Genomic DNA, 17,945 nt, shown 5'->3' on the forward strand with positions numbered 1-17,945 from the left:
GGAGAAGGGAATGGCTATCGTAGGTGTACAAACCGTGGTGTTCGGCGTCGACGATCTGGCGCGCTGCAAAAAGTTCTTCGATGACTTCGGTCTGGTAAGAGACGATTCTAGTACCGGGGGCATCGACTACAAACTGCGTGAAGGATCGCACGTAGTTCTGCGACAAAATGGGGATCCCGCTCTACCGCGGTCGTTCGGCGAAGGCTCGGGCGTTCGCCAGGTTATCTGGGGAGTCGACAACCAGGAAAGCCTGGATGCGATCGAGGCCAACCTGCGCACGGACCGTCCTGTCGACAAGGACGTCGACGGGAGAATTTATTGCTTCGACGATGCGGGATTGTCGATTGGATTTAGTGTCTTCGACCGTCAGCCGCTCTCTTCGGAGGAGGAGTTGATCAACTCGCCCGGGCGGTCGCTACGCTGGAATCGCCACCGAAAATGGTTCAAGCGTGCGGCACCCCAACTCATCCATCACGTCGTCTTCGCATGCCCAGAGCACGAAAAGGCGGCCCGGTTCTATCGGGATCGACTCAAGTTCCGCATCACTGATGTTTCGCGCGATCGTGGCATATTTCTTCGAGCCGACGGGCGATCCGATCACCATAATCTGTTTTGGCTAAAGGACAAACGCGCCCGATTTGCTCACATCTCCTTCGGAGTCGAGAACCTGGACGAACTGGTAGCCGGTGCGAATCATATGCAACGCACGGGCTGGACGAGCAATCTGGGTCTGGGTCGACATCGGCTATCTTCGACGATATACGCCTACATCAACAATCCCGCGGGAGGCGAGGCTGAATATTCGGCTGATACCGACTGCCTGGACGATCGCTGGCAACCGAGGATTTGGAATCCACCATTCGCGAATCAGCATTGGGTCGCAAATTTGCCGGAATTTCTGATCAAACCACCCGAGGAAGACGTGAGGTTGCTCGTCGAAGTCGATCCGGATCTCGCCAGAATTCCGGAGTAGCTGGAAGCTTTGTTCGGAATGCCGTGTACTTATGGCGAGCCACGCGACGTGCGTTGAGGGACATCGCAATCTCGTTGTCCCTGTTGCGCAGGCTGGCAGGAACACAAGTAGCGGTCAACTGCCTCGACTCTGGGGGCAACGTTACGGGACTCGGACGCGAGCTTTGGTTCGCAGCACACTCAGGGTCGGTGACCCAGAGCGAGGCGCAGGTGCTATCGTCGCGCCTCGCGACCGATACCGCATTCGCTGAAGTTACAGGGGGATACTTTTCGGTTCGTGGCACAGAACCACTCGTCCCGATTACACTAGGCAACGACCCGCAAGCACAGCTAGCTCTTTGGCAGTCGACGGCAGAACGCGTTGCACCATTCACCTGCGTCGAGTTTGTCGGGAGGAATTCGAATGAATTCGGTTTGTCAGGCAATGGATAAGCCCTGTTATTGTATCCCCAATCGTTTCGTCGTCCGGACGGTGAGTCGCGGAGACAGAAAGTTCTTACGCAAATGAGGAATCTGGAATGAAAATCGAGGTAGAACCCATTGGCATTGTTGAGGCTCCCCGGCCTCACGCCGAAGACGACTTCTGGGGTGGCGAGGAGGCGTGCATCGCGCTGACAAATGCATTCTCCCCGGATTCTCTTCAAGGGCTCTCCGAATTTTCGCATGTCGAAGTCATTTTCTATTTCCATGAAGTCGATCCAGCGAAAATCGTTAGTGGAGCAAGGCACCCACGAAACAATGCGTCATGGCCAGCTGTTGGTATATTTGCCCAACGTGGCAAAAACCGCCCGAACTGCATAGGTAGCACGATCTGTGCGGTCGCCCGAATAGATGGAACTCGCTTGTATGTCACGGAACTGGATGCGATCGACGGGACGCCCGTGCTCGACATCAAACCTGTAATGGTAGAGTTTTTGCCACGGCGTAGAATTATCCAACCAGCCTGGGCGCATGAACTCATGCGCAAATATTGGTTGCCTAAGAACGACTCCGAATAGTCGCCGGAGGTCACACGGCATCGTCCAAATCGTCTTGTCGGAACGCCAGGACGAAGGAGGGTGAATGTCCGGTGTCCGGCAAGTCGACCGGCAGCTTCGGGTCGAGACTGTGTGGGAACTCAATTTTTGGCGCTGAAGGCTCGCTGTCGGTTCAGCTGAATCAGGTTTGGTCGGTGCAGCTTACGCTAGTCGAGTCTCGCGAGCACAGCGAAGCCCCTCCGGGCTTTAGCTTCCAGTTACCGTCATGACCTTCATCGTTCCCGCGACACCGAGTATGTTGATGACCCGCTTCAGGTTGTAGGCCAATACCTGAAGACTCATCTCCGTACCCACCCGCCCAAGCGTGGGGGTCAGGAAATGCGCGGACCCTTCCAATGTTTGAGCGTACCGAAGACATGTTCAACAGTACTTCGGCGGATCGTCATTGCATCGGGCTTCCTGTCGAGCTGGCGCTGCATGGCTTCCAGTACATTTTTGTGCTCCCATCGTCGGATGCGGCGATAGTCGCTGGGCATACATCGTTCCTTGAGGTGACAACGGGGACAGGCGCTGGGCCAGTACACCTGCAGGGTCATGTCATACTCGACGGTGTTGACTCGATGAATGGCACGCTCACCCGCAGGGCATCGGTACACGTCGCTTTTTGAATCGTAGATAAAGTCGGCCTTCGTGAAGAGACCTTTCTTCCTTGACGCGGAGGTGAGTAGTTTGGGAACGTACGCGCTGATATTGTCCAGATCGCATGCACGTGTCTCCGGGCCGCTGTAGTAGCCGCGATCAGCTAATACCTTCATCCGTGCTTTACCCATCGCGTTCTTCGCAGACGTTGCCATCCTGCTGAGTTGTCAGTGGTCGTTTCCGACGTTGGTTACCTCGTGCGCGACGATCAGATGATGCTTCGTGTCCGCAGCGGTCTGAACGTTGTAGCCCACTATGCCTGAGCCTCTTCCGCTTGTTGCCATGGACCGTGCGTCGGGATCCATCATGGACAGCTGTTTGTCCGGTTGCTTCTTCAACTGCTTCCTGACTTGGTCGAGCTCACGCATCTGCTGGCGCAAGCTGGCAATCTTCTCGTACAGGCGCACAGTCTTCACATCGAACCCCGTCGGGCTGGTCCGGTCTGCACTCTCGATCAGGTCGAGGTGTCGCTGAGCGCTTTCCTCGATCTGCAGCTGGCGCTTGTCGATCTTGCACATCGTGTAATTCCTGTCGCGGCTGTTCGTAGCCTTGAACTTGCTGCCGTCGATGGCCACCATGTCACTGGATAGCAGCTTCAGTCCGCGACACGGTTCAACGAAACGACGGCACACATTACGAATGGCTGGCCCGTTGTCGCGGCGAAAGTCGGCGATCGTCTTGAAGCCCGGTGCCAGACGTCCTGTCAGCCACATCAGTTCGACATTTCGTTGGCATTCACGCTCCAGACGAATGCTAGACGGCACCCGGTTCAGATACCCGTGACCTGCTTGCGGTCATCGCCTTCAACGAATCCCTTCATGAGTCACACGATCTCAGTACGTTGATGCAGTTTAGGCGATCGATGCGTTTTCACACACCCTGGGTCAATCCGCGACAGTGGCGAACGGCCGAGTTCTCGAAAAAAGCATCGCCCGCCCGGATGATTTCACTATTTGTACTAGCAGTTTTTCACGTAGCTGGCGCAATTCTCACTTTCTATGTCACTCGGCAAAGCGGTCGTCCGAACGAATGTGGGTTGCCACATGGAATGGGTGCGAATCCTGTCGCGATCATGCTTGGCATTTCCGGCATCGATCGTAAACCTGCTAGAACGCATGGCGGATCCCTAGCATGCTGCCCACCTGGCTCATCCTCTTGCCAGGTGTCGATGCTCCGCCGCCGCTGACGGAGTAGGCGGCCTGAGCGCTGTTCTGCAGAAATCCAACCTGTGCATAGACTGCAGTGCGCACCGATAAAAAATAGGTGGCGCGGGCTACTTCCATGGTTGCCCGCGTGTCTTGCTGGCGATCGATGACCCGTTGCAGCAAAGCTTCGAGAAACAACGATGGTGACATCTGGTACTGCGCTTCGAGCGCGAACTGATTGGACGTGACATTCGGCGTTGACGTCACCGCGGAATTCACGCGACGGTTCACCCAAACTGCCCCGAACATGAACTTGCCGACCTTGGCGTAACCGTCCACCACCAGATGCGTGTCCCGATTACCGCTGCCAGTCAGGGCGAGGGGGGGGAGGCCGTTGAACAGATTAGCGGCTGCACCAGTTCCGCCGTTCTGGCGATCGTAACTTGCCGCAGCTCCCCAGTTGCCGGCGTCATATTTCAGCATCAGCGACCACTCCCGGCACGCCTCGGCATTGCCGGCGATACCGCCAGCGCACGACCCATCTCCCGGCGTATTGGATCCATTGGCCGGAGAAGCATCGCGGCCAAATGAATAACTCGCGCCGACAGTCACACCATCAAAGCTCTTCCGATAAACCACTGAGTTGTCGCTACGTGGGTTTCCGATCCATGCATCGGGCGAAGCAAGTCCATAGATGTTGGTACCGATGAGATCCGCAGGTTGCAGAGACCAGAAGATCATCGAATACTGCCGGCCGAAGGTTAGCGCGCCCAGCGGACCGTCGACACCGACAAAGATTTGCCTGCCGAAGAACCGGCCGCCCTGGTTGAGGCCGCCCGTACCGGTGGCAAAACCGCTTTCGAGCGTGAATACAGCCGCGTAACCGCCGCCAAGTGATTCCGAACCCTTCAGGCCCCAACGCGACGGCATCTCTCCAGTCGTGCCCGGCATCCGCACCAGCGAACCACCCGCCGGGTTTGCGTGGTTAATATATTCGATGCCTGTATCGACGATTCCGTACAACGTGACACTGTCGGCACGGGCCACGCTACACTGTGTTGACACGAGGAATGCTGCTACAAGAACGCCCAGGGTCGTTGTGATTCGAGTCATGCATGTCTCCAATCCATATTTTAATAGTACTAAATTATTCAAGGCAGCCAGGGCGGTGTCTAATTCGAATGCCTGACCACCTTCAGCCTTTCCGGGTTTACCTTGGTATCTGTAGTCCGCCACCGCTCGCTGTATCAGAACCCCGATAGCGGTTGCAATTGCGGATCGTGAGACCACAGTACCCGGTGATGATTGCAGAGCCCGATCTCGTGCGCAGCGCCATGTTTCGCGTCACGGCCTAGACTGGATGAAATTTATATTCCCATAATAGGGAATTGTCAATTGACCGCATGGGAGGAGTTTCCACTAGTGACTGCGCGAGGCAACTCGGTCGCTCTCGCGACGCGACGAGGCCGTCAGGTTTCAGTGAGTGCGCTGGAGGGGAGCCACAAAGCGACGTCGGTCGGGATGGGCGCATCCAAATCGTGCCGGCGCGATTCGGCAATGCTAATTACCGCAACGGTGCCGTTTGGAACCATGCATTAGATGGTCTCGCAGCAGCGGTTATGCAATCGAACGCAAGGAGGCGTCAATTTGCATGATTCTGTTCAGGCACGAGGACTCGTTGGTTGAACAGGAAAAACTATTCCTGAAAATTTTTCGGGGCACTGTCAACTGTGAGGGGCAATACAAGGGTTAATGAACGAAAGTATCGGGTCGGGACGCAGGGAGGAGCATGTTGGCGAAGACTTTGAGCGGCGAGCGGAATTGGTGTGTGGAGAGAGGTCGGCCGTTGGGGCGGTCGGCAATGCGAGTCGAGGTCATTGTGGCGGTGGACCGAGAGATCGGTACCGTTTGGCAGATACTGGCGTGGCAGACCGTTGATGTTCTTGCATGTGCCGCGCGGCCAGAGTGCCTGGGTCTCTTTCTGAAAACGGGAAATTATTGGCAGGAATGTCAGACAAGGCCGCCAGTCAAGTGGCCGGTGCACTTGAGCGCGCGCGACGGATCGTAGTGGCCAAATCGTGTGCGATGGCCTCCGCTATCTGATGCCGATAAGTCCGGGCACCCGATCCACCGCGTCTCTGAGCAAGGTCGCCATCGTTTGCGCGTTCGGTGTCAGATGCACGTCCGAACGCATCAGCAGGCCAACGGTCATTTCGGGCAACGGCTCTGACACGTCGAGCAGCGCGATCTCCGGATCGACGATGTGGTGCGCCGTCAGTGCGTGCGGCGCAATCGCGACTGAATCAGTGCACTTCAGCAGCACGCTTGTGGCCACCAGGTTCTGGCTTTCGATAATCGTCGGATCTTCGAGGCCACGCTCGGCAAGATTCGAGCGGTATGAATCTGCGCCTGCGTCGATCGGTCCCGTATGAATCCACCGGTAGCGGCTTAGCTCCGCGCGCGTGCACGGCCGACCAACTAGCGGGTGGTTGCGGCGGGCGATGAACGCCGCCTTCGAACGGAACCACGGTTCGAACGAAAAGAAGCGCGAAACCGTGGGGGCATGGGCCGCGCAGATGCCGAAGTCGAGCGTTCCGTCTCTCAGGCCCGGCAGCACCGTCGTCAGAAAGCCTTCGACGATGCGTAGCGGTGCGTGCGGCCGCTGCGCAATGAACGCAGGCAGCGCGTGCGCCAGCAGCGTCGCGGACGCGATCGGCGATGCGCCGAACACAACCGAGCCTCGCTCGTCTTCCGATACGTCGTGAGCGAGACGCTCCATCTGCTCAACGATTAGCGCGGCGCGCGGCAGAAGAGACAGGCCGGCCGCCGTGAGCGCGACGCCTCGTACGCCACGCGACACCAGCATCGCGCCGATATCTTCTTCGAAGGTGCGCAGCGTCCGGGTGACCGCCGCCTGTGATACGCCCATCGAGCGTGCCGCCGCACGAATGCTGCCGAGACGCGCGATGCGGACGAACGCGAGCACCTGCGGGTATTTCATGACTGACAACCTGAGGTTATCGCAGCAATTAAAAAAGCGTCTTTTTCGGGTTTCATTTCCGTGTCAACCTCAAGCCGCTCTTCTCCGAAAGCCTTTTGGAAAAGATCGTTCGAGCCGTACGAAAAACGCGCGGTTGCCGGAATTCTACCTACGGCGACCACCTCATGTTGTTGTCATGGAACTGGCACATGAAGAAAAAGCAATGCGCTGAGACATGGATTCAACGAGGCCTGTTCGGCATCGCGATGGCGATCGTGCTGGCGGGATGCAGCGGCAACAACATCAGCGAAGACCAGTCGGGGAACGGACCAGTGCCCGTATCGAACGCAGCGGTCGGCGACGGCGGTGTGCCATCTTTCTACGTATGGACGAGCACCGTGCCCAGCAAGCCGGGCAGAATACTCCGTCAACAGCCGCTCGATGCGAATCTTGCACTGGCGAATTCCGATCCTGCGAAGAACATCCGCGGGCTCTACACGTCGACTGACGGCGTGAATGGCAAGACGCCGGTTGCCGTGTCTGGCGCAGTCTACGTGCCGAAGGGCAGTCCGCCGGTCGGCGGCTGGCCAGTTATCGCGTGGACGCATGGGACGGTGGGCGTGGCGGATGTGTGCGCGCAGTCTTTCCGGCAGCGTTCCGATCGCGATCAGGCTTATCTGGGCACGCTCCTCGCCGAGGGCTACGCAGTCGTTGCCACTGACTACCAGGGACTCGGTACGCCCGGCCCGCATCCTTACCTTGTGCCGCGCGCCGAAGCCTACGACACACTTGACAACCTCCGTGCCGCGTTCGAGGCGCTGCCCGGCGTGCTTGCCAACACGGTGGTATCGGTCGGGCAGTCGCAAGGATCGGCGGCCACGATCGCCACGCTTCAATATGCGCCGGTTTACGCGCCTGAGATTAATGTCGTGGGCGGCGTGGCCACTGGCGTCTGCTTCGGTTTCGCAGGCGCAAATCCGGCGCCGCAGATACCGCCACGGGCCGCTGACGCCGGCAACTCTGTCTACGACATGTTAGCGCTGGTTGGTACAGGACCGTCCGTAGAGCCGGGCTTCGATGCGAGACCATACGTGTCGGATCGCGCGCTGCCATTGTTCGTGGCATCTACCAAGGAATGCATCACCGACCTGGATACGGTTCAAGAATCGAATGGCGTCGACGAGTCCAACTACCTGAAAGCCCCACAGCCTCCGGACAAGATCGACCCGGTGCTGGCAGCAATATCAACGCCGGTTAAAGGTTTCACTCTGAAGGCGCCACTTTTCACGGGCACCGGCCTTGCCGACACGACGACTCCGCCGACGAGCGCGTATACCTTCATCTCGACCGCGTGCACGCTGGACGCGACCATCGAATGGAATTACTACGCGGGGCTCACGCACAACGGAACCGTGAACGGCTCGCTGGTCGATTCGCTTCCGTTCATCCGCAAGGTGCTTGCAGGGAGACCAGTGACGAGCAACTGCAGTGCGCTGACGGTGCCGGGGCCGACGCAGGCCCCCACGCCTGGGTTACCGTTCAATACGTGACGTGACAGGTCGTGGTGACGGCAGGGAAGCCAGATAACCCATTCAATCGATGAAAGCGGAGTATCGCGAAATAACGACACGGTGATGGTCCGAGCCCCGTCTTTGCCGACGCGAACCGGATCGCGGCTCTTGGGATATCGATTAAGCCCACATCCATTAAGCTAAGAAACGGTTTCAAAAAGGCCCACGTGAACGCGCCGATAGTCATAGCGCACCGCGCGTACGTGATCTCCCGCATGCGTGAACGAAGCTCCGCTCAGGGATCCTTCACGCTTCGGGAATACTGCATGCTGCGCGGTTGCTTCATGAACCTGCAGGCCCGCCTTATCGCCAATCCGTAGTGGCTTACCACGTAATCCGCCACGTCTTTCCTCAGCGCGGGCCGGGCCACTTTTTACCGCGACGTCCTGCAGGAAGGCCTTGTCGAGGCTCAGTTCGGCGACCAGTTTCTTCTCCCTGGCATTCTCGTCCTGCAACTGCTTGAGCTCACGCACCTGATCCGACTGTATCCCGGAATACTGCTTCTTCCACCGGTAGTACGTCTGCTCCGACATGTCGACCCGACGGATCAAGTCCGAGACCGGCATACCTAGCTCCGACTGCTTCAGTATGGCCACAATCTGTTCGATCGAAAAGCGCTAGCGTTTTATGGCAAACCACCTCCAGGTTCTGGGTCAAGTTTGCTGAAAAACTCGCTCTCTCATTGGTCTGGACTTCCTAATGCAGATCAAGACGCCTCGGCCGGTGTTCTGAACCCCAAAGTTTTTCTGGGGCGGGAGTTCAGCTTGGCGGCCACGGCCTCGTGACGTAGTGAGATCGCTAGCTGGAACGAGATTTGGCAAGCACCCACTCGTAACGCGCCGCCCCACCGCCAAACGGCGAGAGGACGGCTTGGACCTGGTAGTCGGCGACGCTATGTGGCGGAAGGTATTTTAGGCTCGTCGCCAATGTGCCGGACGGCCCAACGTCGACTAGCAGCATGGGTTCTGCGCGGCAGAGCGTATTGACCGTGTCGTCGAAGCGGATCGGCTTGCGAACGACGTCCCACAGATAGGCAGCGGGAATCTCTCGCAGGATGCCGCTCTCCGCGCAGCAGACGATGGGAATGTGAGGCGGCCTTAGATGCAGCGAAGCCAGGAAGGTCCGATAGGGGGTCGCCGCGGCGTCGATCCAGCGCGAATGGAATGCGCGGGACACCGCCAATCTCTGATAGCCGATATTCTCGTTCCGCAACACGGTTTCGGCACCGGCAAGGCGCGCCTGGTCCCCCGCCAGCACGCAGGTCGTCCATGGATTCACGGAGGCGAGTTCACAGTCGAAGCGACGCGCAAACGCCTCGACCCGTTGCCGCTCCACGCCGGCCAAGGCCAGCATGCCACCGGCGACGCAATGTACATCGAGCAGCCGGGCCTGCGTGATCAGCGCTAGGATCGCCTGCTCGACAGACAGGCTTTCCGCCAGCACCAACGCAGCAAACGCGCCCATGCTGGTTGCGAGCGCATAATCGGGCCGGAGACCGTCATCAATCAAGGCCTTGGCCAAGGCATACTCGACCAGGAAGATCGCGGCATGCGTGAGTACCGTGCGGTCGAACGGATCCGAGATCTTCCGTCGCGGATCGTAGATTATCTTGAGTACCGACGTCCCCAGCGCCTCGCGGAACAGCGAGTCCACTTCCACCGCGTGCCGGTGAAAAGAACCACGTTGCTCGAACAGGTCGCGTCCCATCTGGTAGTAGTGCGAGCCTTGGCCCGAGAACAGAAAGACAAGCTTGCGTTGCTCCGGCATGGTCAGGCGGCCATGCGAATGGCGTATCCGTCGGCCAGGCGGCTCGCGGTGGCGTCGAGCAACGCTATGGCGATTCGGTCGATATGGCGCTGCTCCCAAGGCTCCAGCGCCGTGCCCTTGACCCATTGGTTGAATGCGCCGAGCGCCGGGCCGGTATGCACCTGATAGTTGACCAAGTCATCTGGCGAGCCGCTGAACGCGAGCCGGGTCGAGTACCAGAAGTACCAGCGGAACACGCGCGCCATGCGAACCTTGGGATTGGCGCGCGCCAGCGCGATGTCTTTGTCGCGCCCGGCCGCCCGCAGATGCGTCAATGTGTCATCCCACACCGCAGCCAGGCTGCGCTTGAAGAAACCACGCTCCAGCTTCGCGCGCTCCGCTTCAGGGATGTCCTCCAAGCTACTATAGTGGGTGTATAACGCGAAGAGCTTGTTGGCGCGCATCGGGAACAGCAGGCCTTTTTTCAGCACCTGCACTCGCGATCCCAGCTCGAACATATCGCCCGCAGGCGCATACGCCATGTCGTGGATGCTGGCCTGCTGCAGCATGGTTTTGACCAACTCGGTGGCGCCCGACTCGACAGTACACTGGTTGATGGAGCCGGTCAGGATGAAGTCGGCCCCCATCGCGAATGCGGCCGCTGCGGCCCCCGGCGTGCCGATACCTCCGCCTAGGCCCATGCACAGCGGTTCCTCGTAGCGATTGCGTGCACTGATGGCTTGCCGCAACAGCAACATGGCCGGCAGCAGGATGGTGGGAATGCCCGCATCGGTGTGGCCGCCCGAATCCGCCTCGACGCAGACGTCATGGGCAATCGGAACGTGGGCCGCCATCTCCGCCTGCTCAGCAGTAATCGCGCCTTCCTGCAACAAGGCTTTCACCAGCGGCGTCGGCGCAGGGCTCATGAACGCCTCAGCCACTTCAAGTCGCGACACCTTGGCCATGACGCGGTTCGTGCACCGGATGCGGCCCGTTGCGTCCCGCTTCAAGCCTCTGAGACGGAACAGCACTAAGCCCGGCGTGACCTGGACATAGGACGCCGCTTCGATGCAATGAACTCCGTAGCGCAAGTACAGGTCAACCGTCGCGCGCTCCCGAGCAGGCTCGTCGTAATCAGCTAGCAAGTTCATTCCATACGGATCATCCGGCCCGAGCTGAGACTGAATGGTCTGGATGCCAGCCTCGATCTCGGCATGATCAAGACCACCGGTGCCAAGGTAGCTGAGCATGCGAGCCCGCCCCATGCGCACTACCGATGCGGGCGAAGCAGTGCCGCGATACATCGCGCCGGCCACGTAGGCGTACCGCAGGCCATAGCGCTCGCGGAACGTACGGCTACCGAGCGACTGGGCCGAGGACAGCATCCCGGAGGGTATCGCGCTCGCGGACGTCGCCGCGCTTGCAACGCGTGGCTCGCTCGTACCCGGCCATACTGATCCTTCGGCCACCACCGATGTTGCCACCAAGTCCTCCAAATACAGTGGCGTTTCCGTGCGGCGAATCTCGTCAACCATCTTCGTGAGCACGGTGCCGCCGATGCGGACCGGATCGGCCCCAATCTCAACATGGGTGAATTCGCCGCGTCCCATCAGGTAGCGGATACTGTCCGTCCACAGCACCGGGCTGGTGATCTGTCGCTCCAGCAGCGACGCAACCAAGCCCTCGCCATAGGGCTGGGCCGTGACGTTGGCAATGACCGGAATCGCCGGATCCCTAAACTTGAAGCCCGCGAGAAAATCCTTGAATATTTGCCGCGCCTCGCGCATATACCGCGAGTGAAACGCCGCACTGACGTTCAGAACGACGCATTGTACGCCGCGGGCTGTCAAAAGCTTCTCAGCTAAAGCGACGGCGGAGGTCTCGCCCGCGATCACTATCTGCGTCGGCGTGTTGAGGTTGGCTAGGTCGATGCTGTCAAGGCCGTGCTCGCGCAGTACCGCCTGTAACTCCTTGACCCGCATGCCTAGCACGGCGGCCATGGTACCGCCGATGACCTCTCCCATGATTTGCCCGCGCTTCTGTACTAGGCGAAGACCGGTTTCGAAATCGAAACTGCCGGCGGCCAACAATGCCAAGTATTCGCCCAAGCTGTGTCCGGCCGCGATGTCGGCAACGCCGCCGCGCTCTTGCCAGTCGTAGTAAGCAAGCGCGCCGACGACATAGAGCGCCGGCTGGGTATACGGGGTCAGGCGAAGTTGATTGTGCGGATCATGAAGGCACAACTCGCTGATCGAATACCCGAGGATCTGAGAGGCGGAAGACACCAGCTGTGGGTATTTGGCCCACAAATCCTTACCCATGCCTCTGTATTGGGACCCTTGTCCTGGGAAAAGTAACGCTTTCATTGTTGAAAAGAAACCCAATATCTCGATTGAAGGGCGCGATGTGGCATTGCTGCACGGGGGACACACATCGTCGTACGATTTACTTTCGCTCGCCTTGTCGGCACATGCTTGCCATCCTAATCATCACCAAGGCAGAGAAACAACGATAGGTTCAATCTTAAATATTCGTATTCCTAATCAAACAATCATAAGGTATTTTGTAAAATTGAATATGCATATTGTGTCGCGTGCATACCCGTGCAGAGCGCGAATCTCTGGTAGCTACATTTCGCACAGATAGAAACGCAATTGACTGAGCAACTGGAGACGGCCTTCGCCGTATTTAGCCACGTCACATAGCTGCTGAATGAAGTCCATCCTCTTTGAATCAGAATTTTCGAAAGTACGGCCACAGCAATCCCGTGCCATTGGATTCTGCCCGGGCACTTTGTGCAGAACGCATCGCGCTACACCACTTGACCGTCAACTACTCGGGTTCTTGTCTACCCTGAGCCTCTGCCATACAAGATAAAGGATGAACCCAGCATTGGTAGACAAGAGCTTATTCTACCTAAGGGGAAAGCCGGACGATAGGTAGAAGAATGCCAATAGTCGTCGACATTGCGCCAAAAGAGGTAGCTGTGGAGAGTGGCCGGAAAACTCACTCTGGCAGGCTGTTGAAATACACTTGGGCGAAGCGCGGCAGTTCGTTCCAACGAGCGGCCGCGCCGAGCTGGTTGATGTCGATTTGATGCTGGACGTCCTTGATTCAGGTGAAGCCAATGTCATCTCCTCGCCGATTTTCGTCTCTACGCCGCTTTGACTGCGAGCGTGCGCATGCGAGTCAGGTTGCAGGCCGCCTGAGTCAACAGGAAGAGTTGATCGACTCGCTGGAGCCCTCGATACATCGCCTGCCGGATCCTGCCGACTGTCTTGCCCCAGCCAAAGACCTGCTCAATGCATTTGCGCTTTCGCTGACTGATGGCGTAACCGGGCCAGCGCGTCGTACGCTCATCAATTGCCGAGCCACCGGCGCGACCATCGTTTTGCGCAACATGCGGTGTCACGCAATTTGCGCGACACGTCGCCACGAAGCCGGCCATGTCGTAGTTCTTGTCAGCGCCCACCGTAACAGGCGTACCGGCAAACCTCGCAGCATCAGCAAGCATGTCGGCCGCTGTGTCCCGCTCGGCCGTGCCATTGGCCTGCGTCACCTGTGCGTTCACCACGAGGCCGTGCCGGTTATCGGTCAGAACGTGACCCATATAGCAGAGCATTGCGCCCGTACCGCGACCCTTGCGAAACAGCCGGGCCTGACTGTCCGTACTGGACTCATGCGTGTCGTTGCTACGCTTCTCGCCGTGCCAGTTCTCTTGAGAGCCAACACCTCCATCAGGCGACGTGTCGTCGTCCGATTGCGTCCTGGGCGCAAAGCTCTTGTGTCCTGCCCATGCCTGGATGAGCGTGCCGTCAACGCTGAAGTGCTCACCCGACAGATAGCCGCGCACGCGCGCCGTCTCTACCGTCTCGTTGAACAGGCTGACAATGACGTCGTGAGCCAGCAGCCGGTCGCGGTTCTGGCTGAAGGTGGATTGGTCCCACATCTCGTCGTCCATCGCCAGGCCGACAAACCAGCGGAACAGCATGTTGTAGGAGATCTGCTCCAACAGCATGCGTTCGCTGCGAATCGAATACAACACCTGCAGCAGCAGAGCTCGAATCAGTTTCTCCGGCGCGATGCTCGGACGACCGTCCTTCGCATCGCTTTCGTACATCCGCGAGAAGACCGCATCCATGCGACCAAGCGCATCGTTCAACCACATCCGGATCGGCCGCAACGGGTGACCCGCTGGAACAAAGTCATCCAGTCTGGATATCGTGAACATCGACTCGGTATAACCGTCCGCTCCGCGCATCGCTTCAGTCTCAATGTTGTCCGATTCCTTGTCTCAACGTTTACTCCTCCCGACCGCATGACGTGTGCGGGAGGTATTTCAACAACCTGCTAGTACTACTGTGTCACAAAAATCATGGCATTATGGGATCTTCTTCATTTCTTGCATGAGGAAGTGATGGACTGGGAGACATCGTTCGACGAGTACCTGGAACACCTGTGCAATGCCATTGGACACAGTGACCGCCGTGCCGGTCTTGTGGGCTATTGCCGGGGCCTGATGCTGCCGGTTGCGCGCAAGAGCGTCGAGCCGCTGGCAGCCCATCTCGAGCCGGATCGCGTGAGTGCGCGGCACCAGTCGCTGCATCATTTCGTTTCAAAGTCCGAATGGTCTGACGCTGCATTGATCGAACAGGTCAGGCGCTGGGTATTGCCGCACATGGATCCATCAAATGGGCTGTACTGGATCATTGACGATACGGGTTTTCCGAAGAAGGGAAAGCATTCGGTGGGCGTGACGCGGCAATACTGCGGGCAGCTGGGCAAGCAGGATAACTGCCAGGTGGCCGTGAGTCTGTCGGTTGCCACCGGGAAGGCGAGCCTGCCCGTCGCCTGGCAGCTTTATCTGCCGCAGGAATGGGTGGAAGACCCGACAAGACGGCGGCAGGCCGGTGTGCCCGAAGAAATCAGGTTTGCGACCAAGCCGCAGATCGCGATCACGCAGTTGCATGAGGCAAGGCAAAGCGGTGCCCCGAACGGGGTGGTGCTCGCTGATGCGGGCTATGGAAACGACACGGTATTTCGTGATGCCGTTGGTGAACTCGGCCTGCAATACGCGGTGGGCATCCAGTCGGGCACGCGCGTGTGGCCACCGGGTCTTGCCCCACTGCCTGCCGAGCCATCAGCAGGCAAGGCTGGCCGGCCACGAAGCCTGCAGCGGCGAGTACGGGGACATGATCCCGTACCAGTCAAGGATCTTGCACTGGCGCTCGAACCATCCTGTTATCGCACGGTTTCGTGGCGCGAAGGCACACGTACTGCACTGACCTCCCGGTTTGCGGCGTTGCGCGTGCGCGCCTCTCACCGTGACTACTGGCGGGCTACGCCACGCGATGAAGAGTGGCTGCTTATCGAGTGGCCAGTCGGCGAACCCGAGCCAATCAAATACTGGTTTTCAACGTTGCCAGAAGACACGTCTGTGGAACATCTCGTTGACGTTGCCAAGATGCGCTGGCGCATTGAGCGTGACTACCAGGATCTCAAGCAGGAGTTCGGCCTTGGACACTTCGAGGGGCGTGGATGGCGTGGATTTCATCATCATGCATCCCTATGCATTGCAGCCTACGGGTTTCTCGTCGCGCAGCGCCTTATCGAAGGAGGCGGTAAAAAAAACTCCGGAATCCGCAGCGAACCTGCCTTACCCGCGGACTACATCCCACGCGGCTCCCCAACGCATGCAGCGACACGTACCTGACTCGATCGCGACGCTACGCTGGAGAATTGCTGCCCACATCTCCAGGCAGCTGCAGAGATGCCCGTATTGCTGCGGTATTTCAAATTACTTTGTGACACAGTAGTACTAGGGGAATTCTGCAAAAACCCAGGTATTGAAGAGCGTATGGACTATCGTGTGAGCGGGAGAATTTAAGGAACGGTTTGATGACGCAACGAGGTCTTGACCTGGATATGTCAACGAAGCGTACGCGCAAGCGGGAATTTCTCAAAGAGATGAGGCACGTGGTGCCGTGGTCGAAGCTGATTGTCCTGATTGAGCTGCACTATCCGAAGGGTAAAACGGGACGGCAGCCCTTTCCGGTTGCCACGATGCTGCAGATCCATTTCATGCAGCAGTGGTTTGGTCTGTCGGATCCGGTGATGGAAGAGGCGTTGTATGACGTGCCGCTCTATCGGGACTTTGCGTGTCTGGACGGCGGCATGACGCGATTGCTTGACGAGAGCAAGATTCTCCGGTTTCGTCACCTGCTAGAAACTCATGGTCTGGCTGTGCAGATGCTCGCACTGGTCAATGAGATCCTCGGCGAGAAAGGTCTGATTGCGTATTTCGGTGATGGTGATCAGCTGTTCCGGCGAACGTGATCAGTCTGGAAGGTGGTGTTGCGCGGTTAATGAAGTATAGCGAAGGTGATCATGATGCGGAAGCGTCAAGCGATTTGCCGTTCGATTTCCTCATCGACTCGCCTTTCAGCGGAAGCTTGTGAGCCTGATGGACGAGGCGATCGAGAATCGCGTCAGCGATCGTCGGGTCCTGCAACCATGCATGCCAGTGTTCGAGTGGCAGCTGACTGGTGATGATGGGGGAGCGCGTGCCGACACGATCGTCGAGCACTTCAAGCAGATCGTTGCGAGTGCCCTGATCGACGTCCTGCAATCCCCAGTCGTCGACTAATGTTGCGCGCAACATTAGTCGACTTATGTGCAGCGCACGATTATGTGGAGTATCCGCCGCGCGGTGCTTCGACATTTGGTTGCGTCGGGAGCCTGTCAACATAATTTTACCGTAGGAGTAGCGTGGTTCTTCCGATCAACGTATCTGGAGGCCACCATGCTTCAGGATCTGTTTCCGAAGGTACATCGTCGCTACGAAGAGTCTCGGTTCGCCGCCGACCTTGAGGACTTCGCTGTCTGGCTGCGCAGACGCGGATATTCGCGCACCAGTGCCTGCGATCATTTGTTTCGGGCGAAGCAAACACTTGAACGGATGGATATCGCCGAGCCTGGTGGAACGTTTTCCGCGGAACATCTATACGCGGCATTTACGTCATTACGATTCCCCGCATTGTATCGAGGCACGCAGCGGGCATTCGAATGCTTCCTGTCTTCGCGTAACAGACTGATCCTGGCTGAAACGGACGACCCGTTCGACGCCCTGCGTGACCACTATCTTCAGCACCTTCGCGAGCTACGTGGATTTGCCGTATCTACCGTAGCGCAACACGACTCGACCATCAGGGAATTCCTGAGTCGGATAGCGTTACCCGAGCAAACGCTGCGGACATTGAGCGCTACAGACGTCGAGGAGTACATCCGGTTCAAGAGCCAGGAGGTTACCCGTCAGACGCTGCAGCATGTCATTGCACATCTGAGGGCGTTCTTGCGCTATTGCGAGGATCGTGGCGATATCGTCCACGGACTGCATCACATCGACACGCCTCGGACCTATCGTGGCGAGTTGCCCCCGCGTGCACTCGACTGGAAACTGGTGCCGAAGCTGGTCAATTCGGTGGACCGTCGCAGCCGCGCAGGCTGGCGGGACCACGCGGTTCTCCATTTGATGGCGTACTACGGTCTTCGAGCGTCGGAAGTTGCAGCGCTCACGCTGAGTTCGATCAACTGGGAATCGCGGACACTGCACGTCCAGCAGTGCAAGACCCATTCGATCCTGATATTGCCCCTGGCGGACAGAACCATAAATCTACTACGACGCTATTTGCGCTACGGCCGTTCTGTAAATGATTGCCCCGCATTATTCCTGCGGGCACGAAGCCCGGCTGGGTCGCTGACTCACTATGGTGTGGTCGACATTTTTTACAAGCGCACCAGTGATCTGCATTAGGAAGTCCAGACCAATGAGAGAGCGAGTTTTTCAGCAAACTTG

Annotated in this window: 10 protein-coding genes and 4 pseudogenes; 6 read left to right on the forward strand and 8 right to left on the reverse strand. The window is 58.2% G+C overall.

Annotated elements, in window-relative coordinates:
* The first annotated feature begins 10 nt into the window (after positions 1-10).
* On the forward strand, positions 11-973 hold the full coding sequence (locus M0D65_RS19465; protein ID WP_266254144.1) for a VOC family protein: 963 nt from the start codon (positions 11-13) through the stop codon (positions 971-973).
* A 517-nt stretch (positions 974-1,490) separates the two neighbouring features.
* Positions 1,491-1,970, forward strand: a complete 480-nt coding sequence (locus tag M0D65_RS19470) for an SAM-dependent methyltransferase (RefSeq protein ID WP_266254145.1) — start codon at positions 1,491-1,493, stop codon at positions 1,968-1,970.
* A gap of 225 nt (positions 1,971-2,195) precedes the next feature.
* Here the strand turns inward: M0D65_RS19470 and M0D65_RS19475 are convergent.
* The 3 genes and pseudogenes from M0D65_RS19475 to M0D65_RS19485 all read right to left on the reverse strand — a co-directional run.
* Positions 2,196-3,430: pseudogene (locus M0D65_RS19475) on the reverse strand (IS1182 family transposase); the annotation flags it as partial.
* Between the two features lie 324 nt (positions 3,431-3,754).
* Positions 3,755-4,906, reverse strand: coding sequence for a porin (locus tag M0D65_RS19480; protein ID WP_266254146.1), 1,152 nt, complete (start codon positions 4,904-4,906; stop codon positions 3,755-3,757).
* Between the two features lie 982 nt (positions 4,907-5,888).
* Positions 5,889-6,794, reverse strand: coding sequence for a LysR family transcriptional regulator (locus M0D65_RS19485; protein WP_266254147.1), 906 nt, complete (start codon positions 6,792-6,794; stop codon positions 5,889-5,891).
* A gap of 188 nt (positions 6,795-6,982) precedes the next feature.
* Between M0D65_RS19485 and M0D65_RS19490 the strand changes: the two genes are divergently transcribed.
* On the forward strand, positions 6,983-8,323 hold the full coding sequence (locus M0D65_RS19490) for an alpha/beta fold hydrolase (RefSeq protein WP_266254148.1): 1,341 nt from the start codon (positions 6,983-6,985) through the stop codon (positions 8,321-8,323).
* 179 nt (positions 8,324-8,502) lie between these two features.
* Here M0D65_RS19490 and M0D65_RS19495 read toward each other — a convergent pair.
* The 4 genes and pseudogenes from M0D65_RS19495 to M0D65_RS19510 all read right to left on the reverse strand — a co-directional run.
* Positions 8,503-8,952, reverse strand: a pseudogene (locus M0D65_RS19495) (transposase); the annotation flags it as partial.
* Positions 8,953-9,142: 190 nt separating this feature from the next.
* The gene (locus M0D65_RS19500) at positions 9,143-10,111 is read right to left on the reverse strand and encodes an acyltransferase domain-containing protein (RefSeq protein WP_266254149.1); all 969 of its coding nucleotides are present in this window, start codon (positions 10,109-10,111) and stop codon (positions 9,143-9,145) included.
* Positions 10,112-10,113: 2 nt separating this feature from the next.
* Entirely contained in the window at positions 10,114-12,456 is a 2,343-nt protein-coding gene (fabD, locus tag M0D65_RS19505; RefSeq protein WP_266254150.1) for an ACP S-malonyltransferase, read from the reverse strand.
* 788 nt (positions 12,457-13,244) lie between these two features.
* Positions 13,245-14,351 (reverse strand): IS5 family transposase, encoded by a 1,107-nt coding sequence (locus tag M0D65_RS19510; RefSeq protein WP_266254151.1) that lies wholly within the window; start codon positions 14,349-14,351, stop codon positions 13,245-13,247.
* A gap of 156 nt (positions 14,352-14,507) precedes the next feature.
* Here M0D65_RS19510 and M0D65_RS19515 point away from each other — a divergent pair, with 156 nt between their 5' ends.
* The gene (locus M0D65_RS19515) at positions 14,508-15,803 is read left to right on the forward strand and encodes an IS701 family transposase (RefSeq protein ID WP_266254174.1); all 1,296 of its coding nucleotides are present in this window, start codon (positions 14,508-14,510) and stop codon (positions 15,801-15,803) included.
* Positions 15,804-15,988: 185 nt separating this feature from the next.
* Positions 15,989-16,384: pseudogene (locus M0D65_RS19520) on the forward strand (transposase); the annotation flags it as partial.
* A 91-nt stretch (positions 16,385-16,475) separates the two neighbouring features.
* Here M0D65_RS19520 and M0D65_RS19525 read toward each other — a convergent pair.
* Positions 16,476-16,763, reverse strand: a pseudogene (locus M0D65_RS19525) (ATP-binding protein); the annotation flags it as partial.
* Positions 16,764-16,892: 129 nt separating this feature from the next.
* On the opposite strand from M0D65_RS19525, the gene M0D65_RS19530 reads away from it, so the two are divergent.
* Positions 16,893-17,903, forward strand: coding sequence for a tyrosine-type recombinase/integrase (locus M0D65_RS19530; protein WP_266254152.1), 1,011 nt, complete (start codon positions 16,893-16,895; stop codon positions 17,901-17,903).
* Positions 17,904-17,945: the final 42 nt, after the last annotated feature.

It is taken from the genome of Paraburkholderia sp. CHISQ3, from assembly GCF_030464945.1.
Lineage (GTDB): Bacteria > Pseudomonadota > Gammaproteobacteria > Burkholderiales > Burkholderiaceae > Paraburkholderia > Paraburkholderia megapolitana.

Bases quoted from the DNA above. Each gene is read 5' to 3' on its own strand.
- M0D65_RS19465 (WP_266254144.1), top strand. From the start codon at position 11: ATGGCTATCGTAGGTGTACAAACCGTGGTGTTCGGCGTCGACGATCTG.
- M0D65_RS19470 (WP_266254145.1), top strand. From the start codon at position 1,491: ATGAAAATCGAGGTAGAACCCATTGGCATTGTTGAGGCTCCCCGGCCT.
- M0D65_RS19480 (WP_266254146.1), bottom strand. From the start codon at position 4,906: ATGACTCGAATCACAACGACCCTGGGCGTTCTTGTAGCAGCATTCCTC.
- M0D65_RS19485 (WP_266254147.1), bottom strand. From the start codon at position 6,794: ATGAAATACCCGCAGGTGCTCGCGTTCGTCCGCATCGCGCGTCTCGGC.
- M0D65_RS19490 (WP_266254148.1), top strand. From the start codon at position 6,983: ATGAAGAAAAAGCAATGCGCTGAGACATGGATTCAACGAGGCCTGTTC.
- M0D65_RS19500 (WP_266254149.1), bottom strand. From the start codon at position 10,111: ATGCCGGAGCAACGCAAGCTTGTCTTTCTGTTCTCGGGCCAAGGCTCG.
- fabD (WP_266254150.1), bottom strand. From the start codon at position 12,456: ATGAAAGCGTTACTTTTCCCAGGACAAGGGTCCCAATACAGAGGCATG.
- M0D65_RS19510 (WP_266254151.1), bottom strand. From the start codon at position 14,351: ATGCGCGGAGCGGACGGTTATACCGAGTCGATGTTCACGATATCCAGA.
- M0D65_RS19515 (WP_266254174.1), top strand. From the start codon at position 14,508: ATGGACTGGGAGACATCGTTCGACGAGTACCTGGAACACCTGTGCAAT.
- M0D65_RS19530 (WP_266254152.1), top strand. From the start codon at position 16,893: ATGCTTCAGGATCTGTTTCCGAAGGTACATCGTCGCTACGAAGAGTCT.